Origin of the sequence: Nocardioides seonyuensis, assembly GCF_004683965.1 — a bacterium.
GTDB lineage: Bacteria > Actinomycetota > Actinomycetes > Propionibacteriales > Nocardioidaceae > Nocardioides > Nocardioides seonyuensis.
Window position 1 is genome coordinate 244,553 of sequence record NZ_CP038436.1, and the last position, 25,163, is coordinate 269,715.

Consider the following 25,163-nt stretch of genomic DNA (forward strand, 5'->3'; position numbering starts at 1 on the left):
GCGTCGGAGACGCCTACACCGATCCCAGGGGCGAGTCGCCATGAATACGACTGCGGCCCGCCCGGCGAGGCCGGGCGGGCCGCAAGTCTGGCGTTTGTACCCCCGACCGGATTTGAACCGGCGTTACCGCCGTGAGAGGGCGACGTCCTAGGCCGCTAGACGACGGGGGCTTGCCTGCTCCTCCGCCTTGCGGCGGGGAAGCGAGTGGAACTCTAACCGAAGCCGAGGTTCCGCTCAAAATCATCATCGGTGATGACGATCTCGCTGGGGTACTAGGACTCGAACCTAGAACAACTGGACCAGAACCAGCCGTGTTGCCAATTACACCATACCCCAAGGGGGTATCAGTCAGATCGCTGGGCGACCCATCTGATGACCACGCGGCCCGGTGAAGGAACCGCGGCCCGAAGACTACACGCGAGCCGGCGACGTCTCCAAAACGCTCCCCACCGCAGGTCCACGATCGACCAGGCCCATCGCCCGAGCGACCAGCACCGCCAGGCCGAGGTAGACCAGGGACTGGGTCAGCGTCGTCAGGATCATCCACCAGTTGCTCGCGACGGTCGCGTTGAGCGTCTCGGTCATGTCGCCGAAGGCCAGCGCCAGGCCGAAGGCGAAGAAGTTGTTGAGGACGTGCATCGCGATCCCGGCCTCCAGCCCACCCGTCACGAGCACGAGGATCCCGGCCACCACACCGAAGGCGAAGCGGTCGAGGAAGACCGGCACGTCCTGGGCACCGTGGGCCAGTGCGAACAGCAGCGCCGGACACAGCACCGCGAGTGCCTTGGAGACCGCTTCACCGGCCACCAGCGACCCGAAGGCCTGGGTGAAGTAGCCGCGGAAGACGTACTCCTCCCCCGCTGCCTGCAGGGGCGTGAGCAGGACGATGACGAGCAGGAAGGCCCGTGTCCGGTCGGTGAACTGGTTGATCTCCCCCAGCGGCGCCTCCCCGGGCGTGGTCGGCAGGAGGAGAGCCACGCCGAAGCTGGCGAGCAGCGCGACGATTGACAGGCCCACGCAGGCCAGCAGGTAGCCCCAGCGCAGCCGCGGGGCGACCGAGGAGATCCAGCGCGGCTTCAACCGGTGGAACAGCCATGTCACCAGCCACACGACGGGGATCGCCAGCGCGATCACCACGTTGACCAGGGCCAGGCCCATCGGGGTGACCTCACGGGTGATGTCGAGGGTCGCGGTGGCCTGGTCCACCGACTGGCCCGAGGCCATGAGCACCGCGAACATCACCAGCCCGGCGACGGCAGGCACCACCAGCATCATCATCGCCGCGATCGTGAGGATTCCCAGCAGGGAACGCCAGATGCCGGGCCTCCCGACGCGGTGCAGCTGGTGGTAGAGCGGGCGGAACCCTGGGTCGAGCGGTTGGGTCCTAAGCGGGGGCATCACTCGTCCGGGTCGGCGTCGAACATGGCGTCGTGCAGCCGCGCCATGGAGCGGTCGCGGCCCAGCAGCTCCATCGACTCGAACAGCGGCGGGCTGACCTTGCGCCCGGACACCGCGATGCGCACGGGACCGAAGGCCAGGCGGGGCTTGAGCCCGAGCTTGTCGACCAGCGCGGCGCGCAACGCCTCCTCGATCGCGGCAGTGCTCCAGGTGTCGAGCGCCGAGAGGGCGTCGTACGCCGCCTTGACGACGTCGCGGCCGGGGCCGTCGAGCTCGTCGGTGCGGGTGAACTCGGCCTCGTCGACGAAGAGGAAGCCCAGCATGTCGACCGCCTCGGTGAGGTTGCCGATCCGCTCGGCCACCAGGGGCATCGCCAGCTCGAGCAGCTGGGCGTCGGCGTCGCTCACGGGGTCGGAGACCACACCGCTCGCCTTGAGGAACGGCAGCACCCGGTGTGTGATGTCCTCGACGGACAGCAGGCGCAGGTGGGCGGCGTTGATCGCCTCGGCCTTCTTGAGGTCGAAGCGGGCCGGGTTGGGGTTGACGTCGGCGATGTCGAAGGCATCGACCATCTCGTCGAGGGTGAAGATGTCGCGGTCGGCGGCGATCGCCCAGCCCAGCAGCGCGAGGTAGTTGAGCAGCCCCTCGGGGAGGAAGCCGGCGTCGCGGTACATGAACAGGTGGGCCTGCGGGTCGCGCTTGGAGAGCTTCTTGTTGCCCTCCCCCATGATCAGCGGAAGGTGCCCGAACTCCGGCACCCCCTCGGAGATGCCCAGTTCCACGAGCGCGCGGTGCAGCGGGATCTGGCGGGGAGTCGAGGAGAGCAGGTCCTCGCCACGCAGCACGTGGGTGATGTGCATCGCTGCGTCGTCGACCGGGTTGACCAGCGTGTAGAGCGGGTCTCCGTTGGCTCGGCACAGGGCGAAGTCGGGGACGAACTCGGTCTCGAACGTGACCTCGCCCCGGACGAGGTCGTTCCAGGTGACGGAGCCGTCGGGCATCCTGAACCGCACCACCGACGACCGGCCCTCCGCCTCGAAGGCGGCGCGCTGGTCATCGGAGAGGTCGCGGCAGAAGCCGTCGTACCCCTGGACCTTCGACCCGGCCGCCTTGCGGCGAGCGGTCACCTCGTCGTTGGTGCAGAAGCAGTCGTAGGTGTAGGACGACTCACGCAGCCGGCCGAGCACCTCGAGGTAGAGGTCCGTGCGCTCGGACTGCAGGTAGGGGCCGTGGGGACCGCCCTTGCCCGGCCCCTCGTCCCAGTCGAGGCCCAGCCACTGCATGGTCTCCACCATCGCGTTGAACGACTCGGCGGTGCTGCGCTCCTTGTCGGTGTCCTCGATGCGGAACACGAAGGTGCCGCCGTGCTTGCGCGCGAACACCCAGTTGTAGAGGGCGGCCCGGGCGAACCCGACGTGCGGGGAACCGGTCGGGGACGGACAGAAGCGGACGCGGACGGGCGTGCTCGGCGCAGTGCTCAATTTCTCTTGCTCACCTTGTTGGTCAGGGAACCGATGCCGGCGATCGAGATCTCGACCTCGTCACCGACCTGCATGGGGCCGACACCCTCGGGGGTGCCGGTGAGGATCACGTCGCCGGGCAGCAACGTCATCACGCTGGAGACGTGGGCGACCAGGGTCGGCACGTCGAAGACCATGTCGGCCGTCGAGCCGTCCTGGACGACGTCGCCGTTGAGGAACGTCTGGACCTGCCGTCCGTCGACGAAGGCCTGGGGGTCGAGATCGGTCTCGATCCACGGTCCGAGAGGACAGAACGAGTCGAAGCCCTTGGCGCGGGTGAACTGCACGTCGGACTTCTGCAGGTCACGAGCCGTCACGTCGTTGGCGATCGTGTAGCCGAAGATCACGTCGGTGGCCTGCTCGACCGGCACGTCACGGCAGATCCGGCCGATCACGACCGCGAGCTCGCCCTCGTAGTGGAGGTCGCTGGTCTGCGGGGGGTAGAAGATCGGGTCACCGGGCCCGACGACGGTGGTGTTGGGCTTGAGGAACATCAACGGCTCGGTCGGCAGGTCGTGGCCCATCTCGGCAGCGTGGGCGGCGTAGTTGCGCCCGATGCCGACGACCTTGCTGCGCGGGATGATGGGGGCGAGCAGGCGCACGTCGGCGAGGCGGTGCTCCTGCTCGAGCAGCTTGATGCCGACGTAGAGCGGGTCTCCAGCCAGCGCGACGACGACCGAGTCGTCGGCGGGCTGGCCGAACTCGTCGACCTCGCCCGTGACCACGCCGTACTGGGGCTCGTCGCCGGTGGTGAATCTCGCGATGCGCACCAGGTGAGCCTATCGACCTACCCTTGGCTGCCATGAGGGTGCACGGGCCGACCACGCTCTCGCGCGAGGAGTGGCAGGCGCAGGCCGAGGCGCACGCTGCCCGCGTCGACGTCTTCATCGAGCCGCACCTGGCTCGTCGTGCCGACCGCGTGAAGCACCCGGTGCACGACTTCCTCTTCACCTACTACTCCCAGCGGCCCGCCCAGCTCCGACGCTGGCACCCTGGCTTCGGGGTCGAGCTGCAGGATGCTCCCGAGCACGCCGACCTCAAGGGATATGAGCGGGTCGGCAGCTCGGCGACGGTCGCGACGTCGTACGTCGCCTCGCAGCGGCCCCTGGTCGAGCAGCTGCACCAGCTGCTGACCGCCACGGCCGGTCGCGCGCCACAGCTCGGGTGCTTCGGGCTGCACGAGTGGGCGATGGTGTACCGCCAGTCCCCCGACCAGCTGCGCCACAACGCCTGGCCCCTGCGCCTGGGTTCCTCCGGCACCGACGAGGTGGTCGAGACGCACCGCGTCGCGTGCTCCCACTTCGACGCGTTCCGGTTCTTCACCGAGCCGGCCCGGGAGCTCAACCTCCTGCAGCCCGGCCGCGACGACCGGGCGTCGTACGAGCAGCCTGGGTGTCTGCACGCCGGGATGGACCTCTACAAGCACGCCTTCCGCCTCACCCCGATGGTGCCCAGCGACCTGGTCGCAGACTGCTTCGAGCTCGCCCGCGACATCAGGGTGCTCGACATGCGCGCGGCTCCCTACGACCTCGCCGACCTCGGCTTGGACCCGGTGCGGATCGAGACGCCGGAGGGCAAGCGAGAGTACGCCGAGGCGCAGCGCGGGTTCGCCGAGCGCGGCGCCCCCCTGCGGCAGGCGCTCATCGAGCAGTGCGAGCGGTTGCTGCTCCGGATCAGTCAGCCGTCCTGACCCGCGACCCGGATCTCACTTCGAGAAGTCGGGGACCGGTCGGTCGCCGGCCTCCTCATCGCTGGTGGCCTTGCCGTTCGACGCGATGTCGTCGATCAGCCAGTCCATCTCCTTGATCTCCTTGACCTGGGCCTTGCTGATGTCCTCAGCGAGCTTCTGGACCCGAACGTCGTCGATGTCCGCGCGCTCGCTCGTCAAGATCGCGATGGAGTGGTGCGGGATCATGCCCTTCATGTAGGCCACGTCGCCCACCAGGACCTGGCTCTGGGAGAGGGCGAGCGCGCTGCCGCCGACGACCACCGCCGCGGCGAGGATCGCGAGGTTGACCTTGACGTTCTTGTACATCGAGCCCCACATGAACCCCAGCATGATGATCGCCATCGCCGAGCCCATGAGGATCGCCATGTAGGCACGTTCCTCGCTCCACCGTGCATGCTCGAAGGCGAAGAGGTTCGTGTAGGTGAGCGCATACATGACGGCGGTGGAGGTCGCGATCATGGCGCCGAAGCGGAGGTACATCTTCCGCTCGTGCGAGCCGGACGTGCCGCCGCTCGAGTGCTGGTTGTCCGCGTCGTGCTGCATCACTTCAGTCCTTCCGTCGGGTACGACACCTTGGGTGGTAACCCATCGACGGCCTGCCACACGCCGCCGCGGGCTGAGCACTGCAGCTCAACAAGGTCGGCAAAGGGCTTGCCTTCGAACATGCGTTCGAGAGAGAATGGGTCATGACCACCACTCACCTCGTCGCGGCCCCCACGGACACCGTGGGCGCGACGCCGGTCGGCTCCTTGGTGGACAACCGGGAGCTCCTCGAGGCCGCGGCTGCAGGCGTGGTGGCCCGGCGTCTCGCCGAGGTGGCCGAGCTCGAGGTGGCAATCGAGTGGGTGGTGCGACATGGTCATCCGCTGCCGGTCGAGGGCGGTCGGCGGGACCCGATGGTCAGCCCGGGTGGCGAGGGCACCCCAGCGGTGCGGGAGTACGCGCTGCCCGAGCTGGCGATGGCTCGCGGCGAGCACACGCTGCGCACCCGGGCGATGGTCGCCGATGTCCTGGACCTCCAGCATCGCCTCCCACTCACCTGGGCCAAGGTCCGCGCCGGCGCATGTGATGCGTGGGTGGGTCGCCGGGTCGCGGTCCTGACCCGCCGGCTCGCCCTCGAGCACATCCGTGTGGTGGACCGGGCTGTCGCGGCTGCGATCACCGGCCACGCGCCTTCGACGGTCTTCGAGATCACCGCGGCCAAGGTGATGCAGGCCGATCCCGAGACCCACGCGATGGAGCGTGAGCGTGAGCGGCACCGCCGCTACGTCACCCTGTCACGGGCTGATGAGAACGGCTTCCGGTGCGTCATCGCCAGGACCACGGCCGGCGACGCCGCCTGGATCGACGCGATGGTCGACCGCGTCGCTGACATCCTGGCCGCCCAGCACGGCCACGACCACAACCGGGACGAGCTGCGGTCCCTGGCGTTCGGGTGGCTGGCTCGCCCCGCCGACCTGCTCAAGCTCCTCCTCGACCACACCGAGCCGACCCAGACAAGCGAGCACCCCGTGTGGGCACCCGCCCACCTGGTGCAGACCGTGGACCGGCTGGCGTCCATGTCGACACGCCAGCTGGCCTGCCTGCGGGGACGCGGTGTGGTGTTCGTGCACCTCACAGACACCAGCCTCCTGCAGCAGGCCGGCATCGCCCGGGTCGAGGCCCAGGGCCCGATGCTCGTCCAGGCACTCAGCGAGCTCCTCGGCCACGCCGACGTGACGATGAAGCCGGTCCTCGACCACCGGATCCGCCGCCGGGTCGATGCCTACGAGCACCCCGAGTCCCTCAAGGACCACGTCTGGACCTCCACCGGCGGCGACGTCTTCCCCTACGCCCCCAGAACAGCCACCCGGGCCAGCGTCGACTTCGACCACGCCCGCCCGTTCACCCCCACCGACACCGGCGGACCTCCTGGCCAGACCGGACCTCACAACTCCGGCCCCCTCCGCCGCCGACACCACCGCTGGAAGACCCACGGCGGCTACCGCGTCCGACAAGCCGGACCCGGTCGACACCTCTGGCAGACACCCCACGGGCTCTGCTACCTCGTCGACCCCACCGGCACCCATCGCCTCGACCACCACGCCGCCGACCTCATCCTCAACGCACCACCCGGCTGCGACATCTACGTCGGACCCAGCGTCGTCCTCAGTCGGTGAGGGCGTCCGCGATCATGCGGTGACCTTGCTCCTCGAAGGCTTCGTCGCCCACCTGGTGCGCCCAGACGGCGGTCGCGACGGCCTCGCGGATGCGCTCGCGCCGCCACGCGTCCGGATCGCGTGGGTCGTCGCCGTAGCCCTCGAGGAAGGCCTCCTCCAGCGCGCGGTCCGCCAGGAACTGCCGGGCCGCCAGCCGCGAGAAGTCGGTCCACGCCGGTCGCAGGTCTGCCCGCCCGAAGTCGATGACGCTCACGACACCCTCGTGAACGAGCCAGTTGCGCGGCTGCCAGTCACCGTGGGTGGGAACCAACGTCGCCGGCGGCGTCGGCCAGGAAGTCACCCCGTCGCGCAGGCGCGCCTCGGTGTGGGCATCGATGCGATGCGGCTTGCTGAGCCACGCCAGCGTCTTCTCGTTGGCCCGGGCCTCGTAGGTCGCGTCCTCGACGGCAAGCTGGGCGTGGAAGACCGCGAGCAGGTGACCGGCTTCTCGGTACGCCCACGGCTCGCCCTCGCTGGGGTGGCCCTCGACGAGCTCACCCGGCAGGAAGCGCGTGACCAGCAGCTTGGCCTCGTCGTCGGCGTGGACGAGCACCGGCGCTCGATCGATCTCGGTCCAGGGTCGCAGCCACTCGCGGTGGGCTCGCAGCTCTCGCGCGATGTGGTGGTCGGAGTCGCCGCCCGCCTTGACGACGTACGACTCCTCACCACGGCGGACGTGGAGGACCGTCGTGCCCGCCAGTCCCCAGCTGAGGTCCGCGACGACCTCCGCGCCTGGCAGCCACTCCTCCAGGAGCGCCCGCTGCCTCGGCGTCACTGCCGTCACGGAGTCCAGGTGTCCCACGGCGACCACCAACGGTCCTCACGATGGAGCAGCTCGGTGACCTCGGCCGCAGCGGCCAGCACCTCACCGACCGTCTCCAGCGAGATCCGGCCCTGCTCCCGCTGGTGGTGGAGGTCCTCGACGTCCTTCCACTCGCGGCGTCCGCCAGGGTGGACGATCAGGTCGAGACCATGGTCGCCGGTCTCGTAGCCGCCGGGAACGCGCACGCACGGGGGCTCGAAGTTGACGTACCAATGACGGAACTGTCCGTCGGTGTCGAAGAACTTCCACACCCCGTAGGCAGTGTCGGCCCGGCTCAGGTGCAGGACGATGCTGCTCCCCCAGGCAGTGTGCGCACGCCAGGGGTGCGGCCCGAACGGGTGGGCAGGGAAGGTGAAGACCGACCCGGGGTCGAGTCGGGTGGCGAGGATCTCGCCGTCGTCGGAGACGACCGTGACCGGGTGCTCCAACCAGAGGCGTCCGTGCAGCACCTCGCGTCGCGAGATGACCTCGCCCGGCTCGAACACACGAGTCACGAGCCCTGCCTCAGAACTCGTAGCCGAAGGTCTCGATCGTGTCGGCGAAGACGTCGGCGACACGATCACGCGAGGCCGGCGTGTAGAGGTCGCGGTAGTGACCGGCCGGGCGCGCCTGGCCCTTGGCGCGCGGAAGGTCGGGGCTGCCGGGCAGGGAGAGCTGGTCCCAGACCTCCTGGAGCTCGGCGTCGAGGCTCTCGTAGCGCAGCACCCGGTCGAGGGCCAGCTCGCCGCGGATGCGGTACATCCTGCGGTTGTTGGCCAGCTGCTCGATCCAGATCTGGTTGACGTAGTGCTCGAAGTCGGGGAGCTCGGGGAGGTCCTTGTACTTCCAGAAGTAGAGGGAGACCACCGCGTCCCAGGGGTTCCGCTCGATGGCGAAGGTGAAGTAGTCGCGCCACACGTCGGGGCCGACGACCTCGCGCGCAGCCTTGGCGCCCATGTGGTTGTAGGCCTTGCGCGGCAGTGGCGGGGAGGAGAAGTTCTGGGGGGCACGGCCGCCGCGCTCCTGGCGCAGCGCCTCGTCCTCAGGGCTGATCTCGGTGATGATGTCGTCGGGCCCGCAGACCCTCGACAAGGCGATCTCCACGCTCGTTCCGGCGGTCTTCCGGGTCTTGAGGAAGACGAAGCGGTGGGCATGGGACGCGATCACGAGCCTGACCATATCGGCCGCCCCACCCTCACGCCGACAACCGGGACCTGAGTCCGTCGATGACCAGCTCGAGCCCGAGGTCGAAGTCGGGGAGGCTGTCGAGGGTGCGGTCGACCGCCCCGGCCGCGATCGCCTGACGCGCGGTCTGCTCCTCGAAGGCGTGGCCGAACACGTAGTGCAGGAGGGTCCGGCTCGCGACGGCTGCGAGCTCGTCGTCGGCACCTGCCTCCACGAGTACGGCGACCAGCTCGTCGGCGGGCCCGTGCGCGCCGAGCCCGAAGGCCCACACCGTTGCGACGACGTCGGCTCCGTCGGTGCAGTCGAGCATGGCCGTGCGCAGCCCGGCGCAGGTCTCGCGCACCCGGTCCGGCCAGGAGGACGCGGTGGCTGCCGGCCGGGACGCAAGGATCTCGTCGGCCACGGCCGCCAGCAGGGTCTGCTTGTTGGCGAAGTGGTGGTAGATGGCGCTCGGCTGCACGCCCAGCTCCGTGCCGAGCCGGCGCATCGTCAGGGCGCCGAGGCCGTGGGTGTCGAGGAGCTCCACGGCGTGCGCGAGCACGTCGTCGCGGTGATGTCCCACACCCTCCCCCTCAGTTGACCGATGCTCGACACCCACCCTAACCTGAACGCTGTTCACCTGAACACCGTTCAGGTCGCCGTGAGTGGGACAACCCGCTTGGCGCCACCCACGAATCGAGGACCCGTGAACGTCAGCCCCCGTCGCAACAGCACCGACATCGCCCTCATCGCCGCCTTCGCAGCACTTACAGCTGTCTGTGCGCTGCTTCCGGCGATCAACGTCACGGGTCCCGTGCCGGTGACGTTGCAGACCTTCGCTGTCCTGCTCTCCGGGGCGCTGCTCGGCGCTCGTCGCGGATTCCTCGCCGTCCTGTTGTACGTCGTGGCCGGGGCGGCGGGGCTCCCGATCTTCTCCGGGGGCGCCTCCGGGCTGGCGGTCCTGACCGGCCCGTCGGCCGGCTACTTGGTCGGTTTCCCGTTTGCGGCCGGGCTCTGCGGCCTGCTCGTGCAGAGCTTCCCGCGCCGCACCCTGTCCAGCGCACCACTGATCTTCGCCGCCGGTCTCTTCAGCTCGGCAGTCTTCATCCACACCTGCGGCATGGCTGGTCTGGTGCTGCGGGCCGATCTGAGCTGGAGCGAGGCGTTCAACGTCGACAAGGTCTTCTGGATCGGCGACGTGCTCAAGAACGTGGCGATGGCCGTGGTTGCCACCGCAGTGCACCGCGCGTTCCCGGACCTCCTGGGCCGCGTCCACCGCGACGCATCCGAGTCGGAGGGCGCGCTCGCCTCGTGAGCACGATCAGCGTCGAGGCGGCCAGCGTCCGGGTCCCGACAGCAGAGGGCGACCGGACGATCCTCTTCGAGACGACGCTGCGCATCACCGAGCACCGAGTAGCCCTGATCGGAGCCAACGGCTCCGGCAAGTCGACGCTGGCCAGGTTGCTCAACGGCCTCGTCGAGCCGACCTCCGGCCGCGTCGTCGTCGACGGTCTGGACACGATGCGGGACGGGAGACAAGTGCGGCGGAAGGTCGGTTTCGTGTTCACCGATCCCGCCTCCCAGCTGGTCATGCCCACCGCAGCCGAGGACGTGGCGCTCTCGTTGAGACGCACCCACCCCCACAAGTCTGCCCGCTTGGCAGCAGCGGAGGCCGTGCTGTCCGACTTCGGTCTCGCGGGCTTCGGGCCCCGCAGCGTGCACGGCCTCTCCGGAGGAGAGCGCCAGATGTTGGCTCTTGCCGGCGTGCTGGCAACTGGCCCCGAAATCCTCGTCGCAGACGAACCGACCACGCTGCTCGACCTCTCCAACTCGCGACGCATCGGCGACCTGTTGCTGTCGCTCCCCCAACAGCTCGTGCTGGTGACCCACGACCTGGACCTCGCTGCGCGGTGCGACCGAGCGATCCTGGTCGCGGACGGGCGCGTGCAGCACGACGGGGACGCGCAGAACGTCGTCGACCACTACCGGGCCACAGCGTGACCCGGGCAGCAACTGCGCTGCTCGGGGCGCACGTGCCCGGCAACACCTGGCTGCACCGGCTCCCCGCGGGCGCCAAGCTTGCCGGGCTGTTCCTGGCCGGGCTGGTCGTCGTCCTGGTACGCGGCCCGTGGCCTGCGCTGGTCGGACTGGTGGTGGCACTCGGCGTGCTCGCATCGTCCGGAGCAGGACTGCGCACGACCTTCTCGGGCCTGCGGTTCCTGCTCCTGACAGTCAGCGTGCTGGGCGCCTTCCACGTGTGGCAGAACGGCTGGCCCCGGGCAGTCGAGGTGGTCGCTGACCTGCTGGGCCTCGTGCTGCTCGCCACGGCAGTCACTGTCGCAACGCCGGTCGACGAAATCTTGGACGCCGTGGTCCGAGCCCTGCGCCCGTTCAGTCGTCTCGGCGTCGACGCCGAGCAGGTCGCGCTCGCCTTCTCGCTGCTGCTGCGCTCCATCCCGACCACACTGGCCATCGCCGAGGAGACCCGGGACGCCGCGATCGCTCGAGGTCTGGAACGCGATCCCCGGGCTCGGCTGACCCCGTTGGTGATCCGCGTGGTGGCCCATGCGCGCGAGACCGGCGACGCCCTGCACGCGCGCGGCCTCGGGGACGACTGAGCCGTCCGGCCCGCGTCACCAGCAGGGCGGACGCCACGACGACCACGCCGCCACCGCCTCCACCTGCGCTGACAGGGCGAGGAGCAGGCCCTCCTCCGCAGGCCGCGCCGCGAGCATGACGCCGACTGGCAGCCCATCGGCCGTCCAGTGCGTCGGCAGCGAGACCGCTGGCATCCCCGTGACGTTCCACGCGCTGGTCCACGGGGTGAAGCGCTTCTGCGCCTCGAAGTCCGCCGCCGGGTCGGCGTCGTCGCGCATCGCCCCGACGGGGAGCGGGGGCGAGGCGAGCGTCGGCGTCAGGACGGCGTCGTACGGCGCCAGCGCGGCGAGGGCGTCGGCCGCGAACCTGCGCATCGCGCCGATCGCCAGGCCGAACTCCGGGCCGCTCACGGCCCGGCCGCGCTCGGTCAGCCAGCGGGTGAGCGGGCGCAGCAGGTGCTCGCGGCCCCCGGGTGCTGCCGAGAGCGCGGTGAGGACCGCCCAGCAGGTCTCGAAGACCGGGACCGCCCCGGGCGGCAGCGGGACCGGCACGTCCTCGACGTCGTGGCCGAGCCCGGCGAGCAACGTCGAGGCGTCCTCCCAGGCAGTGACGCACTCGTCGTCCACCTCGACCTCGGCGATGACCGGGGCGACGAACCGCGCGATCCGTAGACGACCCGGCTCGTGGTCGCACGAGGCCAGGAACGACTCCTGCGGCTGCGGCGCCCACGACGGATCGCCGACGCGACGGCCGGCCAGCACGTCGAGGAGCGCCGCTGCGTCGCGCACGGTGCGACCGAGGGTGCCTGCGGTCGAGAGGCCGACCGGGTCGCCGTACATCGGGGCGCCGCTGATGCGCCCCCGGGTCGGCTTGAGGCCGACGAGCCCGCAGCACGAGGCAGGGATGCGGATCGACCCGCCGCCGTCGGAACCGGGTGCGACCGGGATCAGGCCGGCGGCCACGGCGGCCGCGGCACCGCCCGAGGACCCGCCTGCTGTCCGAGTGCGGTCCCACGGGGTCACCGTGGGCGGCGCGACGTCGGGCTCGGTGTAGCAGGGCGAGCCGAACTCGGGGGTGCTGGTCTTGCCCAGGCTGGGCATCCCGGCAGCCTCCAGGGAGAGCACCACGTTGTCGGAGAAGTCGGGCACGTGGTCGGCGTAGGCCGCCGAGCCGAAGGTCGTGCGCACGCCCGCGGTGGGGTGCAGGTCCTTCACCGCCGTCGGCACTCCCCAGAGCGGACCGGCGCCGTCGGGCCGCCCGGCGTCCCGGAGGCGGCTCGCGTGGACCCGTGCGAGCTCAGGCGTGGCGGTGACGAACGCGCCGACGTCGTCGACGCGCTGGAGGTAGTGGTCGACCAGGTCGAGCGGGGTGACCTCGCCGCTGCGGACGAGGCCACCCTGCTCGAGGGCCGTCAGGTCGTGGAGGTCGGTCACAGGCGCGACCGTACTCCGACCCGGCAGTGGGCTCAGGCCGCGGTCGAGGCTGCCTGGTGCTCGACGAGCGAGCGCAGGGCGCCGACCAGCCGGGCAACGGCGGCGGGGTCCTCGAGCGGGTCACCGTCGACGGCAGGCTCGCTCACGACGATGTCCTCGACGACCCGCGCGCCGGCGATCGTGGCGGAGTGGCGGGCGTGCTCGTGGGACCACTTGCCGCCGTACGGCGTAGGCGTGGCGCCGACCGCCGCGAACGGCTTGCCGACGATGGCGCCCTGGCCGTAGGGCCGGGAGAGCCAGTCGATGGCGTTGTTGAGGACGGCGGGCATGGTGCCGTTGTACTCAGGTGTCACCGCAAGGACGGCGTCGGCGGTCGCGACGGTGTCCCGGAGCCTGGCAGCAGCGGCAGGGATCTCGGTGCCGTCGAGCTCCTCGTTGTAGAACGGGACCTCACCGAGACCCTCGGCGATCTCGACGACGACGCCCTCAGGCGCCTCGGTCCGGAGGGTCTCGGCGATGCGCCGGTTCAACGAGCTGGCGCGCAGGCTGCCGAGGAGGACGACGACGCGGGTCTGCTTCTCAGATGTCATGGAGTACAAAACGGACCACGGTCCGTTTCTATTCCGGTGCCGGACAAGTCTTCTCTCCCTAGGATCGCGGGCGTGCCCATCGAGCTTCCCCGCGCAGACGAGCCGCCCCGCGAGCGCGCGGACGCCGCGCGCAACCGGGAGCTGCTCCTGGCCGCGGCCGAGAGGCTCATCGACAGGCACGGGATCGACCACGTGACCATGGATGCCGTGGCGCACGAGGCCGGGGTCGGCAAGGGCACGGTGTTCCGGCGGTTCGAGAGCCGCGAAGGGCTGATGGCGGCCGTCCTGAACCGCTCGGAGACGGCTTGGCAACGGGCCGTCCTCTCCGGGCCGCCTCCACTCGGACCCGGGGCACCTGCCATGGAGCGTCTGCTGGCCTTCGGCCACTCCCGGCTGAGGACCAACCTCCAGCACGGGCGGCTCATCCGGGCCGCCGGGCATGCCGGCGCCCGCTCCTACGCGGCCGTCTCCTTCGCTGCCATGCACGTGCGCTACCTGCTCGGGGAGCTCGGCGTCCGCGGAGACCTGGCTCTGTTGGCGACGGCACTGCTCGCGCCCCTGGAGGCCCCGATCCTGGAGCAGCAGACCGTCACGGAGCAGATGGAGCTGGCACGGATCGAGGCCGGGTGGGACGACCTCGTGCGTCGGGTCGTGACGGGCTGAGCGGCACGCTCAGCGGTGGTGGCGCCGGAGCCCGAAGGTGAGCCCGTCGACGAGCGCACCCCACGAGGCCTCGATGACGTTGTGGCCGACACCGACCGTCACCCACGAGGACTCGCCGTCCGTCGTCTCGATGAGCACGCGGGTGATGGCGTCGGTGCCGTGGCCCTGGTCGAGGATGCGGACCTTGTAGTCGATCAGCTCGAACTTGGCGACCTCGGGGAAGGCCTGGCCGATCGCCTCGCGCAGGGCCGCGTCGAGGGCGTTGACCGGCCCGTTGCCCTCCCCCGTCACGACATAGCGCACCCCTGCGGCCCGGAGCTTGACCGTGGCCTCCGACACCGCCTCCTCGTCCACCCGCCTGTGCTCGAGGGTCTCGGTGATGACCCGCCAGGACTCGACGTCGAAGTAGCTGGGGCGGGCGCCTTCGACCTCCTCCGCCAGCAGCAGCTCGAAGGACGCGTCGGCCGCCTCGAAGGTGTAGCCACGCTGCTCGAGCGCCTTGACCCGCTCGGTGACCCGGGTGAGCAGCTCACGATCGCCCGAGAGGTCGAAGCCGAGCTCGCGGCCCTTCAGCTCGATGGACGCCCGGCCGGCCATGTCGGAGACGAGGAGCCGCATGTCGTTGCCGACCTCGGCCGGGTCCAGGTGCTGGTAGAGGTTGGGGTCGACCTTGATGGCGCTGGCGTGCAGGCCTGCCTTGTGCGCGAACGCCGACGAGCCGACGTAGGGCTGGCGGGACGCGGGCGGGAAGTTCGTGACATCGGCGACCGCGTGGGCGACACGGGTCGCGTCGCGGAGCAGCCCCTGCGGGAGCACGCGCCGGTCGAGCTTGAGCTCGAGGTTGGCGACCACGGTGACGAGGTCGGCGTTGCCGGTGCGCTCGCCGTAGCCGTTGATGCAGCCCTGGACGTGGGTGGCCCCGGCGTTGACGGCCGCCAGCGAGTTGGCGACCGCGCAGCCGCTGTCGTTGTGGGCGTGGATGCCGACCCGGGCACCCGTGGACCCGATCACGTCGTGCACGACCTCGGAGACCCAGTCGGGCAGCATCCCGCCGTTGGTGTCGCACAGGGCGACGACCTCGGCGCCGGCCTCGGCGGCGACGCGCAGGACCTCCAGCGCGTAGTCGCGGTTGGCGCGGTAGCCGTCGAAGAAGTGCTCGGCGTCCACGAAGACCGTGCGACCCTCCGCGCGCAGGTGCGCCACCGTGTCACGGACCATCGCGAGGTTCTCCTCCAGCGTGGTCCGCAGCGCGAGCTCGACGTGCCGGTCGTGCGACTTGGCGACGAGGGTGACGACAGAAGCACCGCTCTCGCGCAACGCAGCCACCTGGGGGTCGTCGGCGGCCACGACGCCGGGCCTGCGGGTGGAGCCGAAGGCTGCCAGCCGGGCGTGCCGAAGGTCCAGCTCGGTGGCTGCGCGGCGGAAGAGCTCGGTGTCCTTGGGGTTGGCGCCGGGCCAGCCGCCCTCGATGAAGCCCACACCCAGCGAGTCGAGCTGGCGCGCGATCGTCAGCTTGTCGGCGACCGAGAGGTTGAGCCCCTCCTGCTGGGCACCGTCGCGCAGCGTGGTGTCGTAGACGTGGAAGTCGCCCTGCAGGTCCATCGATCTTCTCTCTCGAATCCGGGGCACACACTGGTCGTGGCAAGAAAAAACCTCCTGGGGTGCAGGAGGTCGGCGCGGCGGGAGGTCCCGTCGCGCTAGGCAATGATGATCGTGGTGGGGATGTTCGTGGTGGGCACGCGCCCACTCTGCCACGCGTGGAGCGTGCGGCGCAGTGGTCTCGTCATCCGGGCGAGGAGTCCGCGAGGTCCTGGTCGTCGAGCTCTTGGTCGTCGAGGGCCTGCTCCGCGAATGTCGAGGCCTGGCGCGGCAGCGTCACCGTGACCGTGGTGCCCTCGCCCTCGACCGAGTCGAGCCGAAGGGTCCCGCCGTGGTTGCTCACGATCGTCTGCACGATCCTCAGCCCCAGACCGGTCCCCGGAACCTGGCCGACCACGGCGTTCCTGGCCCTGAAGAACCGCGAGCCGACATGGACCAGGTCCTCGGCCGGGATCCCGATGCCGCGGTCGACGACGCGCACCTCGACCTCGTAGGAGTGACGCTCCAGCACGACGTCGACGCTGCTCCCCTCGTCGCTGAACTTCAGTGCGTTGGACACGAGGTTGACGAAGACGCGTTGAAGCTGCCCGGGGTCAGCCAGCACGGCGACGGGGTCACCTTCGCAACGGAGCACGAGGCCGACGCCCTGGCGACTGGCGTTGAGGCGCAGGTCGTCCACGGTGTCGCGCAGGAGCTGGCACAGGTCGATCTGCTGCAGGTCCGTGGAGGGGTTCTCCACGTGGGACAGCGTGAGGAGGTCCTCGATGAGCATGCGCAGTCTGGTGACGTTGCGCTGCGTGGCCTCCAGCATCTGCTGGTGCTCCTCGGAGAGCCGCCCCTCGAACTCGTCCTCGACCATCTCGACGTAGCCGGCGATGGTCGTCAGCGGGGTCCTGAGCTCGTGGGAGACATTGGAGACGAAGTCACCACGGGCGGTGTCGAGAGCGCGGATCTCCGCGGCGACCTTCTCCTCCGAGGCCCGCGACCTGTCGTTCTCGTCCGCGAGGTCGTTGAGCGCGCGGGCCACCGCCCGCATCTCACGCGGACCCTCGAGCCTGGCGCGCACCTCACGATCGCCCTTTGCCTGGCGTCGTACGACGCTCTCGAGGTGCTCGAGGGGGTCGCGGATGTCGCGCAGGAGACGTCTCACGGCGAAGAACGCCACGCCGACCCCGAGCAGCGCGAGGAACCCGAGGCCGATGGCCGTACGACGGGCGCGCAGGACGGCCGTCCTGCGGGTCTCGGCCACCTCCTCGCCGAGGACCTCCGCGACCTGCGCGTTGATCGAGCGCATCGTGTCGAAGCGGTTCTTGCCCACGACGAAGAGCTGCGGGTCGTAGGTGCCCGGCCCCCCGGCTCTCTCCACCCGGACCGTGGCGTAGTCCTGCAGCCAGGCGTCGGCGGCCTGCTCCTGCCGGGCGACCAGCGCCTTGAGCTCAGGGTCGCCAGCGGCGTAGGACCGCAGCGTCTCCTGGTCCCTGGGCAGCCGGGCCAGGCCCTTGACATAGGGATCGAGACCCGAGCGCTCGCCGCTGATCCCCCAGGCGCGGACGCCGGTCTCGGCGTCGGTGAGGTCCTGCAGGATCGCCGCGTTCGACTCGGACGCCGGACGGATCTCGTCGGTGAGCCGCACGATGTTCCGGTAGGACAGCACCGCGCTCAGCGTCCCGACCGACCCGGTCACCACGAGGAGGATGGTCGCGAGGACGAGGATCGGGGTGAGCCGGCGCCGGACGGTCGTGGGTTCGCTCATGCCTCGCCGAACCCCTTCCGTTGCATCTCGCCCCAGTCGTGACGCGTTCCCCGCACCCCTTCGACCAGGCCGCCCAGCCTCCAGAAGGCGTTGAGCTGGCGATAGCCGAAGTTCTCCTCGATGGCGGCCCACATGGCCACCAAGAGGTCGGGAACACCACGATAGCGGCGGTAGGAGGTCTCCTCGGCGATCAGCGAGGCGAACGTGACGAGCACGGCATAGACGACCGACGTCGCGAGGAGGAGGACCAGGACCGTGGGATCGACGAGGTCGGTGCGGACGACGCCCACCTCCTCCAGGCCCAGGATCACCACCACGACCACGAAGTAGACGAAACCGAAGACCTCGACCACGGGCGCGAGCAGCTCGAAGACGAGGAACCAGGGCAGGGTGACCATGCCGATCACGCCGTAGCGCGGGCGGAACATCATGTCCTTGTGCCGCAGGAAGATCTCGGTCAGGCCGCGGTGCCAGCGACGTCGTTGCTTGCGCAGGACCGCGCGGTCCTCGGGCGCCTCCGTCCACGCGACGGGCTCGGAGATGCACACGACGCGGGCGTCGGCGTCGTTGTCGCCGATCCAGCGGTGGATGCGGACCACGAGCTCAGCGTCCTCGCCGATGGTGTCGGTGGAGAGTCCGTCCACCGCGAGCAGGACGTCGCGCCGAAAGACGCCGAACGCGCCGGAGATGATGAGCAGGCCCCTGATCGCCGACCAGCCCGCACGGCCGACCAGGAAGGCCCGCAGGTACTCCACGACCTGGACCCGCGGCAACCAGGTGCGAGGCATGCGCACGTCGACGACGCGGCCGTGCCGCACCGAGGAGCCGTTGGCGATCCGGATGACTCCCCCGGCCGCGACCACACGGTCAGGGTCGTCGGCGAACGGCCGGCACACGTGGAGGAGCGAGTCGGGATCGAGCAGGGAGTCCGCGTCGACCATGCACACGAGCTCCTTGCGGGCCGCGTTGATGCCGGCGTTGAGCGAGTCGGCCTTGCCGCCGTTGTCCTTGCGGATCAGCAGGAGGTTGGAGCTGCCGCGACGGCTGAGCCAGGCGCTTCGCACCTCACCCTCCAACGCGATGCGCCGGCTCACCACGAGGGGGACCTCGACCATGTCGAACGCCTCGATGACCTTGGCCGCGGTGTCGTCCTTGGACCCGTCGTCGACGACGACGACCTCGAAGTCGGGGTAGCGCAGCGACAGCATCGCCTGCACCGAGTCGATGATGGTGGCCGACTCGTTGTAGGCGGGCATCAGGATGGACACCCCGCGCGCCAGTGGCTCGCCGAAGGTCTCGTCGTAGGCGGCGAAGCCCAACCGGCGGCGGTAGGACCTCAGGTCACCGAGGGCCAACAGCGTCAGCCCGACGAAGCTGGTGTTGATGGCCACCGAGTAGGCGACGAAGAACATGCCGAGCCACCACATGAGCTCGGAGAAGATCGCGACCACGTCCATCACGCGATCCCCCTGACCTCGGAGACTGCGAGAGCCTCCCGGGCGTACGGCGACGGGCACGAGGCCAGTGCCTGGCGTCCCGCGTCCCCGATGCGCAGCAGTGCGGTGGCCACGGCGCGGTTGAGGACGCGGTCGCCGTCGTCGAAGGTCGCGGCCAGGGCCGGGACGGCCTCCGGTGCGCCGATGCGGCCGAGCGCGGTCGCCGCGGCCGTGCGTGCCTCGCGATCCTCGTGGCCCAGCAGTGCCGCGAGGTCCGCCACGGACCCGGGCGCACCGATGTCGCCGAGCGCGTTCGCGCACCGCACCATCAGCCGAACCTCACCCGAGCGGAGCCCGGTCACCAGCAACCCGACCGACTCGACGTCCCCCAGCAGGCCCAGCGCATGGGCGGACAGCTCTGCGGCTCGCCCGGGGCCGCTGGAGCGGGTGAGTCCGTTCTGGAGCTCATGCCTCAGGGCGGGCGCAGCCGGGGTTCCGAGCCGGCTCAGGGCGACGAGCAGGTCACGGCGCAGCCGGGCCTGCCCGGCGCGCCGCACCAGAGGGCTGGCCGCGTCGGCGTGCCCGAGCGATCCGAGGGCCCGCACCGCCATCCGCCGGACGTCGAAGACCTTGTCGTCGAGCAGGCGCACCATGACCGGCAGGTCCTCGGCCCGTCGCAGCAGTCCGAGCCGGTGGATCCCCCGGCAGCGGCGCACGGCCGATCGTGACCTGGTCAGTGCGAGCGCGTCCTCGGAGGCAGTGTCCGCGAGCAACATCCTGCGGAGCTCGTCGGCCGCCTCTCCACGCACCTTGGTCAGCAGCTGGAAGGCCTCGGCCCGCAGGTCGGCGCGCTCGCGCCGGGTCGCTGAGGAGATGGTCGCCCGGGCCGTCTCCACCTCGTCGGGCTCACCCATCATCAGCGACATCAGCACCTGGCGCGCTCCGTCGCGACGTGACTCGGTGCGGCGGTCACGCCACCCCCGGCTGCCACGCATCAGGAGGAGACCGACGCCCAGGACCGCCGAGGCAACGATCGTGCCGAGCAGGACATCGCGGGCGATGTCGAGGATCTCCAGGCTCACGCGCGGCCGCGACCGAGGAGCGCGGCGACCCTGGTGGACAGCTCGCGCGGGCTGAAGGGCTTGGTGAGGTAGTCGTCGGCGCCGGCTGCGAAGCCCTGCTCGATGTCGGACTCCTGCGCGCGCGCGGTCAGCATGAGGATGCGGACGTCCCGCAGCGTCGAGTCGGCGCGGATCTGGCGTGCGGCGTCGAGGCCGCCCAGCCCCGGCATCATCAGGTCGAGCACGGCCAGGTCGGGCGCGTGCTCACGGCACGCGTCGAGGGCCGCCGCCCCGTCCGCCACGGGGATCACCTCGTGACCTGCCCTCTGCAGTCGGTAGCCCACCATGGTTCGGATGTCAGCGTCGTCATCTGCCACCACGATCTTCGCCATGGAGACACCGTATCCACAGCGACCCCGGATCCCGGGTCGGGGAAGATGTGTGTCATGGCCGATCCCGTGACCTTTCCCAGCGTCTCCGGCGAGGCGCTGGCGGGTCTGCTGGACGTTCCCAGAGGCGACGTGCGCGGCTGGGGGGTGTTCTCCCACGGCTTCACCCTGGGCAAGGACAGTCCCGCAGCGTCGAGGATCTGCAAGGAGCTCGCAGCAGAGGGCGTGGGAATGCTCCGCTTCGACAACCTCGGCCTCGGCGACTCCGAGGGTGACTGGGGAGACGGCTCCTTCTCCCACAAGGTGGCCGACACGATCGAGGCGGCGCGCTTCCTGGAGTCGACCGGCCGGCCCGTCGAGCTGCTGGTCGGCCATTCTTTCGGAGGTGCCGCGGTGATCGCGGCCGCACGCGGCATCCCCCAGGCACGTGCGATCGCCACGGTCGGGGCGCCCTACGACCCCTCGCACGTCGAGCACCTGTACGACGCAGTGGTCGGGCGCGTCCTCGAGGAGGGACATGCTCCTGTGGCCTTCGGCGACAAGGTGCTGACCATGAAGCGAGCCTTCGTCGAGGATGTCCGTCGCGCCGAGCTCCACGACGCCATCGTCGGACTGCGTCGCCCCCTCCTGGTCATGCACTCCCCCACCGACAACACCGTGGGCATCTCCAACGCCAGCGAGATCTTCAGGGCCGCCCGGCACCCGCGCAACTTCATCTCGCTCGAGGGCTCCGACCACCTCCTCACGGCCCGGGGGCAGGCGCAGCGAGCCGCTCGGATCATCAGCGCCTGGGCGGACCAGTACCTCGTCGACTGACGCGGCGGATCCCCGCGATGACCTCCTCGGTCACAACCAGCTCGGCAGCTGGACGCCGGCGAACGGCGCGGAGTCGTCGGGCAACCAGCTGGTGCCCGTGGCCGAGGCAGCAGCTCCCAGGCCGCTGCCCAGCGCCGCGACGAGCAGCGTCGTCAGGAGCCACGGAACGCCGCGGCGCGCGATGGGGTCGACCACCAGGTGCACCGGCCAGCGAAGACGGCCGCTGCCTGGCCCCCACCACAAGGAGAGTCCGAACGCCGCGCCGATGATCCCGAGAGAGGTGGTCATCGACACGGAGAAGGCGAAGCACAGCAGCGCCGCGGCCAGCCCGATGCCCAAGCTCCAGAGCAGCAGGACGAGGGATCCCACCAGGCCCGCCACCAGGTGCCAGGGACTGGCGAGCAAGGTCTGCGGGACGTCGTACCAGCGGGCGCCCCGGCGCTGCCGCCGCATGCTGGCCGAGGTCGCCGACAAGGAGCCGCTGCGCAACAGCCACACGACGACGAACGCCACGGCCACGGTGACGTAGGGAGCCAGCGCCACGCCGCCGGCGACCACGCCGAGGCCAGCCAGGACGAGCAGCGCCCGGCGCAGCCGCTCCGCCGCGCCTGCGGCGACCGGGGCGTCATACATCGAGGCATCCATGGGTCCGTCGACGTATGACGTCGCGGGGCGGGTGGGTGGGTCCGTCGGCTCCCAGAAGGGCGCCGCCGAGATGGGCAGCGTCGACGTGGTGGGCACGGCGTGGGGGTCGGCCAGGCGGTCGCGCACCTCGTCGAGGGAGGGGCGGACCGCCGGGTCGGGAGCCAGCGCGTCCTCGAGGAGTGCCCTGACTCGTCGGTCGACGCCGGTCAGGTCGTGCTGGCCGCGACGGACGCGGTCCATCACCGCCGCCGACGGGCCGCGGCCGAAGGGAGCGTGTCCGGTGGCGGCGAAGGCCACGGTCGCCGCCCACGAGTGCACGTCGGACGCCGTGGTCGCGTCCTCTCCGAGGAGGATCTCCGGTGCCAGGAAGCCCGGCGTGCCCAGCAGCCAGCCGGTCATGGTGATCCGCGCGTCGTCGGCGACCCGCGCGAGCCCGAAGTCGATGAGGACCGGGCTGCGACCCTCCATGATGACGTTGGACGGCTTGACGTCACGATGGACGACGCCGACGGAGTGGACGGCCTGGAGCGCCTCGGCCAGGCAGTCGGCGAACCAGAGCAGGTCGTCACCGGCCAGCGGCCCCTCCTCGCGCACGTGCTCCTGCAGCGAGAGTCCCGGGACGTAGCGCGTGGCGACGAACGGGATGTCTCCCCACGGGTCGGAGTCGACGATCTCGGCGATCCGCCGGCTGCGGACCCGGCTCAGCGAGCCGACCTCGCGCTCGAGGCGACGCCGCGCCTCCTCGTCGCCCACGATGTGGGGCCGCAGCACCTTGATCGCCACCGGCCGCTCCCCCGGCCGTTGCCCGAGGTGGACGACACCCATGCCGCCCTCGCCCAGTCGGGCGCGCAGGGCGTAGCCGCCCACGGTGAGCCCCGGGGGTGGCGCGTGGGGTGAGGTCGTCACGCGACGAGACTAGCCGCGGGGATCGCCGGAAAGCGTCAGCAGACGCGGTGCATCCAGCCGAAGGAGTCCTCCGCGCGGCCGAACTGCATGCCGACCAGCGCATCGCGCAGCCGCATCGTCAGGTCGGTGCTCGCCGGGGCCGGCACGTCGCCGTGGGGTGACTTGAGCTCGCCGACAGGCGTGACGACGGCGGCGGTCCCGCACGCGAAGATCTCGATGATGTCACCGCTGGCGATGCCCTCGCGCCACTCGTCGATCGAGAACTTCCGCTCCTCGACGCGGTGACCGAGCTTGCCGGCCAGCTCGATGATGGAGGCGCGGGTGATGCCCTCGAGGATCGTGCCGGTCTCGGGTGTGACGATGTGACCGTCGGCGTGGACGTAGAACATGTTCATGCCGCCCAGCTCCTCGACGTAGCGGAACTCCTGGTCGTCGAGGAAGACGACCTGGTCGCACCCCTGCTCGATGGCCTCGCGCTGGGCGGCCAGCGAGGAGGCGTAGTTGCCGCCGGTCTTGGCCGCACCCATGCCGCCGCGACCGGCGCGGGTGAACTGCTCGGAGAGCCACAGCGTCACCGGCCTGACACCGCCCTTGAAGTAGGCGCCGGCCGGGGATGCGATCACCATGAAGGTGACGTGCTGCGCGGGCCGCACACCGAGGAACTTCTCGGAGGCGAACATGAAGGGGCGCAGGTAGAGGGACTTCTCCCCCTCGCTGTCGGGCACCCACCGCTGGTCGACCTCGACGAGCGCGTCGACGCAGGAGACGAAGTCGTCGACCGGCAGCTCCGGGAACGCCAGCCGGTGGCTCGAGCGGACCATGCGCGCGGCGTTCTGCTCGGGCCGGAAGGTCCAGATCGACCCGTCGTCGTGGCGGTAGGCCTTCATCCCCTCGAAGGTCTCCTGCGCGTAGTGCAGCACCGCGGTCGCGGGGTCGAGGGTGAGGGGGCCGTAGGGGGTGATGCGGGCGTCGTACCATCCCTTCTCGGGAGTCCACTCCACCGTGAGCATGTGGTCGGTGAAGTGGGTGCCGAAGCCGGGGTTGGCGAGGATCTCGACCAACCGGGCGTCGTCGACCGGGGCGGGGTTGGCGGTGGTGCTGATCTGCATACAGGCAACCTAACGCTTCAGAGACGGGCGGCGATCGCGTCCCCGACCTCGGAGGTGGAACGCGTGGTGCCGGGCGCCCGCGCCGCGAGGTCGGCGAGCACGGCCTCCTCCACCCGAGCCGCGGCGTCACCGTGACCGAGGTGGTCCAGGAGCAGGGCGGTCGAGAGGATCGCGGCGGTGGGGTCGGCCTTCTGCTGCCCCGCGATGTCGGGGGCCGAACCGTGCACGGGCTCGAACATCGAGGGGGCGGTGCGGTCGGGGTTGACGTTGCCGCTGGCCGCGAGACCGATGCCACCGGTGATGGCGGCGGCGAGGTCGGTGATGATGTCGCCGAAGAGGTTGTCGGTCACGATCACGTCGAAGCGGGACGGGTTGACCGTCATGTGGATCATCGCGGCGTCGATGTGCATGTAGTCGGTGGTCACGTCGGGGTGCTCGGCCGCCACGGACTCGAAGATGCGCCACCACAGCGAGCCCGCGTTGACCAGGACGTTGGTCTTGTGGACCAGGGTCAGCTGCTTGCGCGGGCGGCGCTCGGCGCGGGCGAAGGCGTCGCGGACGACACGCTCGACGCCGTAGGCGGTGTTGACCGAGACCTCGGTGGCTACCTCGGCCGGCGTGCCGACGCGCAGGGCTCCACCGTTGCCGGTGTAGGGGCCCTCTGTGCCTTCGCGTACGACGACGAAGTCGACCTCACCGGGTGCGGCAAGGGGCGACTCCGACCCGGGGAACAGCCGTGAGGGCCGCAGGTTGACGTAGTGGTCAAGCTCGAAGCGGAGCCTCAGGAGCAGCCCGCGCTCGAGGATGCCCGGCGGAAGGTTCGGGTCGTTGGGCTTGCCGCCCACGGCACCCAGCAGGATGGCGTCGTGCTCGCGGATCTCGGCGAGCACGGAGTCTGGGAGCACCTCGCCGGTCGCGAGGTAGCGCTCGGCGCCGAGGTCGTAGCGGGTGGCCTCGAACTTGGTCGGCGCGGCCACCTCGAGCACCTTGAGTGCCTCGGCGGTGACCTCCGGCCCGATGCCGTCGCCGGGGATGACGGCGAGTGTCGGGGTGCCGGAGGATGGGGTCTGCGGGGTGTCTGGCATGGCGGAGAACCTAGTTGTCGTCAGGTCGCTGGGCGCCGTTGTCTCGCAGGTCAAGCGCGGTCTGCAGGGCCTGGTTGACGTTCTCGACGCTGCGTGGGTTGTCGGGGCTGTGCGCTGCGGGGCCCCAGTCGGGATACATGTCGTACATCGCTCTCACTCCTCGGTCTTCGGCTCTGTCGTGCGGCTCGAAGACACCGACACCACGGCGGGTGAAGGGTCGGGAGGTGGCGGGGATCGCCCGTCGTGCCCGGACACCGGCCTGCGGAGGT

General features: G+C 70.5%; 26 protein-coding genes and 2 tRNA genes. 7 read left to right on the forward strand and 21 right to left on the reverse strand.

The features are described from left to right. Window positions 1-97: 97 nt before the first annotated feature. The 5 genes from EXE58_RS01200 to EXE58_RS01220 all read right to left on the reverse strand — a co-directional run bounded on the left by EXE58_RS01200 (window position 98) and on the right by EXE58_RS01220 (window position 3,688). Window positions 98-170, reverse strand: a tRNA-Glu gene (locus EXE58_RS01200). A 94-nt stretch (window positions 171-264) separates the two neighbouring features. Continuing rightward, window positions 265-336 (reverse strand) — tRNA-Gln (locus EXE58_RS01205). A gap of 75 nt (window positions 337-411) precedes the next feature. Further along, window positions 412-1,398: a CPBP family intramembrane glutamic endopeptidase gene (locus EXE58_RS01210; RefSeq protein WP_135266198.1), complete on the reverse strand. Its 987-nt coding sequence runs from the start codon at window positions 1,396-1,398 to the stop codon at window positions 412-414. Continuing rightward, on the reverse strand, window positions 1,398-2,879 hold the full coding sequence (gltX, locus tag EXE58_RS01215) for a glutamate--tRNA ligase (protein WP_135266199.1): 1,482 nt from the start codon (window positions 2,877-2,879) through the stop codon (window positions 1,398-1,400). Before gltX ends, EXE58_RS01210 begins: the two co-directional genes overlap by 1 nt. Further along, a complete protein-coding gene (locus tag EXE58_RS01220; RefSeq protein WP_135266200.1) occupies window positions 2,876-3,688 on the reverse strand; it encodes a fumarylacetoacetate hydrolase family protein in 813 nt (270 codons plus the stop codon). Before EXE58_RS01220 ends, gltX begins: the two co-directional genes overlap by 4 nt. 32 nt (window positions 3,689-3,720) lie before the next feature. Between EXE58_RS01220 and EXE58_RS01225 the strand changes: the two genes are divergently transcribed. Further along, a complete protein-coding gene (locus tag EXE58_RS01225) occupies window positions 3,721-4,608 on the forward strand; it encodes a 3-methyladenine DNA glycosylase (protein ID WP_135266201.1) in 888 nt (295 codons plus the stop codon). A 15-nt stretch (window positions 4,609-4,623) separates the two neighbouring features. Here EXE58_RS01225 and EXE58_RS01230 read toward each other — a convergent pair whose 3' ends face one another. Continuing rightward, window positions 4,624-5,190, reverse strand: coding sequence for a DUF305 domain-containing protein (locus EXE58_RS01230; RefSeq protein WP_244242369.1), 567 nt, complete (start codon window positions 5,188-5,190; stop codon window positions 4,624-4,626). A 143-nt stretch (window positions 5,191-5,333) separates the two neighbouring features. Here EXE58_RS01230 and EXE58_RS01235 point away from each other — a divergent pair, with 143 nt between their 5' ends. Then, complete coding sequence (locus EXE58_RS01235; protein WP_135266202.1) at window positions 5,334-6,806, forward strand: hypothetical protein; 1,473 nt, start codon at window positions 5,334-5,336, stop codon at window positions 6,804-6,806. Here the strand turns inward: EXE58_RS01235 and EXE58_RS01240 are convergent. The 4 genes from EXE58_RS01240 to EXE58_RS01250 are packed head-to-tail and all read right to left on the reverse strand — an operon-like array spanning window position 6,796 to window position 9,394. After that, window positions 6,796-7,647, reverse strand: coding sequence for a phosphotransferase family protein (locus tag EXE58_RS01240; protein ID WP_244242370.1), 852 nt, complete (start codon window positions 7,645-7,647; stop codon window positions 6,796-6,798). The genes EXE58_RS01235 and EXE58_RS01240 overlap by 11 nt on opposite strands. Then, entirely contained in the window at window positions 7,626-8,162 is a 537-nt protein-coding gene (locus EXE58_RS19345; RefSeq protein ID WP_167288601.1) for a ribonuclease FAU-1 family protein, read from the reverse strand. The genes EXE58_RS01240 and EXE58_RS19345 overlap by 22 nt, the downstream gene beginning before the upstream one ends. A 10-nt stretch (window positions 8,163-8,172) precedes the next feature. Then, window positions 8,173-8,814 carry a sulfotransferase family protein gene (locus EXE58_RS19350; protein WP_167288603.1) on the reverse strand — a complete coding sequence of 214 codons (642 nt, stop codon included), beginning with the start codon at window positions 8,812-8,814 and terminating at the stop codon, window positions 8,173-8,175. Window positions 8,815-8,842: 28 nt separating this feature from the next. Continuing rightward, entirely contained in the window at window positions 8,843-9,394 is a 552-nt protein-coding gene (locus tag EXE58_RS01250; protein WP_135266203.1) for a TetR family transcriptional regulator, read from the reverse strand. A gap of 123 nt (window positions 9,395-9,517) precedes the next feature. On the opposite strand from EXE58_RS01250, the gene EXE58_RS01255 reads away from it, so the two are divergent. Genes EXE58_RS01255 through EXE58_RS01265 form a run of 3 tightly spaced genes read left to right on the forward strand, consistent with a single transcriptional unit; the run spans window position 9,518 to window position 11,429 of the window. Continuing rightward, complete coding sequence (locus tag EXE58_RS01255; protein ID WP_208544093.1) at window positions 9,518-10,126, forward strand: biotin transporter BioY; 609 nt, start codon at window positions 9,518-9,520, stop codon at window positions 10,124-10,126. Beyond that, window positions 10,123-10,812 (forward strand): energy-coupling factor ABC transporter ATP-binding protein, encoded by a 690-nt coding sequence (locus EXE58_RS01260; protein WP_135266205.1) that lies wholly within the window; start codon window positions 10,123-10,125, stop codon window positions 10,810-10,812. The genes EXE58_RS01255 and EXE58_RS01260 overlap by 4 nt, the downstream gene beginning before the upstream one ends. After that, the gene (locus EXE58_RS01265; protein ID WP_135266206.1) at window positions 10,809-11,429 is read left to right on the forward strand and encodes an energy-coupling factor transporter transmembrane component T family protein; all 621 of its coding nucleotides are present in this window, start codon (window positions 10,809-10,811) and stop codon (window positions 11,427-11,429) included. Before EXE58_RS01260 ends, EXE58_RS01265 begins: the two co-directional genes overlap by 4 nt. Window positions 11,430-11,444: 15 nt before the next feature. Here EXE58_RS01265 and EXE58_RS01270 read toward each other — a convergent pair whose 3' ends face one another. Together EXE58_RS01270 and EXE58_RS01275 are read right to left on the reverse strand one after the other, a co-directional pair. Beyond that, a complete protein-coding gene (locus EXE58_RS01270) occupies window positions 11,445-12,842 on the reverse strand; it encodes an amidase (protein ID WP_135266207.1) in 1,398 nt (465 codons plus the stop codon). Window positions 12,843-12,874: 32 nt separating this feature from the next. Beyond that, complete coding sequence (locus tag EXE58_RS01275) at window positions 12,875-13,432, reverse strand: NAD(P)H-dependent oxidoreductase (protein WP_135266208.1); 558 nt, start codon at window positions 13,430-13,432, stop codon at window positions 12,875-12,877. A 72-nt stretch (window positions 13,433-13,504) separates the two neighbouring features. Here EXE58_RS01275 and EXE58_RS01280 point away from each other — a divergent pair, with 72 nt between their 5' ends. Continuing rightward, on the forward strand, window positions 13,505-14,095 hold the full coding sequence (locus EXE58_RS01280) for a TetR/AcrR family transcriptional regulator (protein WP_244242371.1): 591 nt from the start codon (window positions 13,505-13,507) through the stop codon (window positions 14,093-14,095). Between the two features lie 9 nt (window positions 14,096-14,104). On the opposite strand, the gene cimA is transcribed toward EXE58_RS01280, so the two are convergent. The 5 genes from cimA to EXE58_RS01305 form a co-directional block, all read right to left on the reverse strand. Continuing rightward, on the reverse strand, window positions 14,105-15,697 hold the full coding sequence (gene cimA, locus EXE58_RS01285) for a citramalate synthase (RefSeq protein ID WP_135266209.1): 1,593 nt from the start codon (window positions 15,695-15,697) through the stop codon (window positions 14,105-14,107). A gap of 181 nt (window positions 15,698-15,878) precedes the next feature. Further along, the gene (locus EXE58_RS01290; protein WP_135266210.1) at window positions 15,879-17,447 is read right to left on the reverse strand and encodes a sensor histidine kinase; all 1,569 of its coding nucleotides are present in this window, start codon (window positions 17,445-17,447) and stop codon (window positions 15,879-15,881) included. Beyond that, entirely contained in the window at window positions 17,444-18,904 is a 1,461-nt protein-coding gene (locus EXE58_RS01295) for a glycosyltransferase family 2 protein (protein ID WP_244242511.1), read from the reverse strand. The genes EXE58_RS01290 and EXE58_RS01295 overlap by 4 nt, the downstream gene beginning before the upstream one ends. Continuing rightward, window positions 18,904-19,965 (reverse strand): HEAT repeat domain-containing protein, encoded by a 1,062-nt coding sequence (locus EXE58_RS01300; RefSeq protein WP_135266211.1) that lies wholly within the window; start codon window positions 19,963-19,965, stop codon window positions 18,904-18,906. Before EXE58_RS01300 ends, EXE58_RS01295 begins: the two co-directional genes overlap by 1 nt. Next, window positions 19,962-20,336, reverse strand: coding sequence for a response regulator transcription factor (locus EXE58_RS01305; protein ID WP_135266212.1), 375 nt, complete (start codon window positions 20,334-20,336; stop codon window positions 19,962-19,964). Before EXE58_RS01305 ends, EXE58_RS01300 begins: the two co-directional genes overlap by 4 nt. Window positions 20,337-20,390: 54 nt before the next feature. Here EXE58_RS01305 and EXE58_RS01310 point away from each other — a divergent pair, with 54 nt between their 5' ends. Further along, window positions 20,391-21,149, forward strand: a complete 759-nt coding sequence (locus EXE58_RS01310; protein ID WP_135266213.1) for an alpha/beta hydrolase family protein — start codon at window positions 20,391-20,393, stop codon at window positions 21,147-21,149. Between the two features lie 30 nt (window positions 21,150-21,179). Here EXE58_RS01310 and EXE58_RS01315 read toward each other — a convergent pair whose 3' ends face one another. The 4 genes from EXE58_RS01315 to EXE58_RS19355 are packed head-to-tail and all read right to left on the reverse strand — an operon-like array spanning window position 21,180 to window position 25,042. Further along, window positions 21,180-22,700, reverse strand: coding sequence for a serine/threonine-protein kinase (locus EXE58_RS01315; protein WP_135266214.1), 1,521 nt, complete (start codon window positions 22,698-22,700; stop codon window positions 21,180-21,182). A gap of 35 nt (window positions 22,701-22,735) precedes the next feature. After that, window positions 22,736-23,809 carry a branched-chain amino acid aminotransferase gene (locus tag EXE58_RS01320; RefSeq protein ID WP_135266215.1) on the reverse strand — a complete coding sequence of 358 codons (1,074 nt, stop codon included), beginning with the start codon at window positions 23,807-23,809 and terminating at the stop codon, window positions 22,736-22,738. 17 nt (window positions 23,810-23,826) lie between these two features. Next, window positions 23,827-24,894 (reverse strand): 3-isopropylmalate dehydrogenase, encoded by a 1,068-nt coding sequence (locus EXE58_RS01325; protein WP_135266216.1) that lies wholly within the window; start codon window positions 24,892-24,894, stop codon window positions 23,827-23,829. A 10-nt stretch (window positions 24,895-24,904) separates the two neighbouring features. Further along, on the reverse strand, window positions 24,905-25,042 hold the full coding sequence (locus tag EXE58_RS19355) for a hypothetical protein (protein ID WP_167288605.1): 138 nt from the start codon (window positions 25,040-25,042) through the stop codon (window positions 24,905-24,907). Window positions 25,043-25,163 lie beyond the last annotated feature (121 nt).

Excerpts from the sequence above, each read along its gene's own strand:
- EXE58_RS01210 (WP_135266198.1), bottom strand. The coding sequence starts at position 1,398 with ATGCCCCCGCTTAGGACCCAACCGCTCGACCCAGGGTTCCGCCCGCTC.
- EXE58_RS01225 (WP_135266201.1), top strand. The coding sequence starts at position 3,721 with ATGAGGGTGCACGGGCCGACCACGCTCTCGCGCGAGGAGTGGCAGGCG.
- EXE58_RS01230 (WP_244242369.1), bottom strand. The coding sequence starts at position 5,190 with ATGCAGCACGACGCGGACAACCAGCACTCGAGCGGCGGCACGTCCGGC.
- EXE58_RS01235 (WP_135266202.1), top strand. The coding sequence starts at position 5,334 with ATGACCACCACTCACCTCGTCGCGGCCCCCACGGACACCGTGGGCGCG.
- EXE58_RS01275 (WP_135266208.1), bottom strand. The coding sequence starts at position 13,432 with ATGACATCTGAGAAGCAGACCCGCGTCGTCGTCCTCCTCGGCAGCCTG.
- cimA (WP_135266209.1), bottom strand. The coding sequence starts at position 15,697 with ATGGACCTGCAGGGCGACTTCCACGTCTACGACACCACGCTGCGCGAC.
- EXE58_RS01290 (WP_135266210.1), bottom strand. The coding sequence starts at position 17,447 with ATGAGCGAACCCACGACCGTCCGGCGCCGGCTCACCCCGATCCTCGTC.
- EXE58_RS01295 (WP_244242511.1), bottom strand. The coding sequence starts at position 18,904 with ATGGACGTGGTCGCGATCTTCTCCGAGCTCATGTGGTGGCTCGGCATG.
- EXE58_RS01305 (WP_135266212.1), bottom strand. The coding sequence starts at position 20,336 with ATGGCGAAGATCGTGGTGGCAGATGACGACGCTGACATCCGAACCATG.
- EXE58_RS01310 (WP_135266213.1), top strand. The coding sequence starts at position 20,391 with ATGGCCGATCCCGTGACCTTTCCCAGCGTCTCCGGCGAGGCGCTGGCG.
- EXE58_RS01320 (WP_135266215.1), bottom strand. The coding sequence starts at position 23,809 with ATGCAGATCAGCACCACCGCCAACCCCGCCCCGGTCGACGACGCCCGG.
- EXE58_RS01325 (WP_135266216.1), bottom strand. The coding sequence starts at position 24,894 with ATGCCAGACACCCCGCAGACCCCATCCTCCGGCACCCCGACACTCGCC.
- EXE58_RS19355 (WP_167288605.1), bottom strand. The coding sequence starts at position 25,042 with ATGTACGACATGTATCCCGACTGGGGCCCCGCAGCGCACAGCCCCGAC.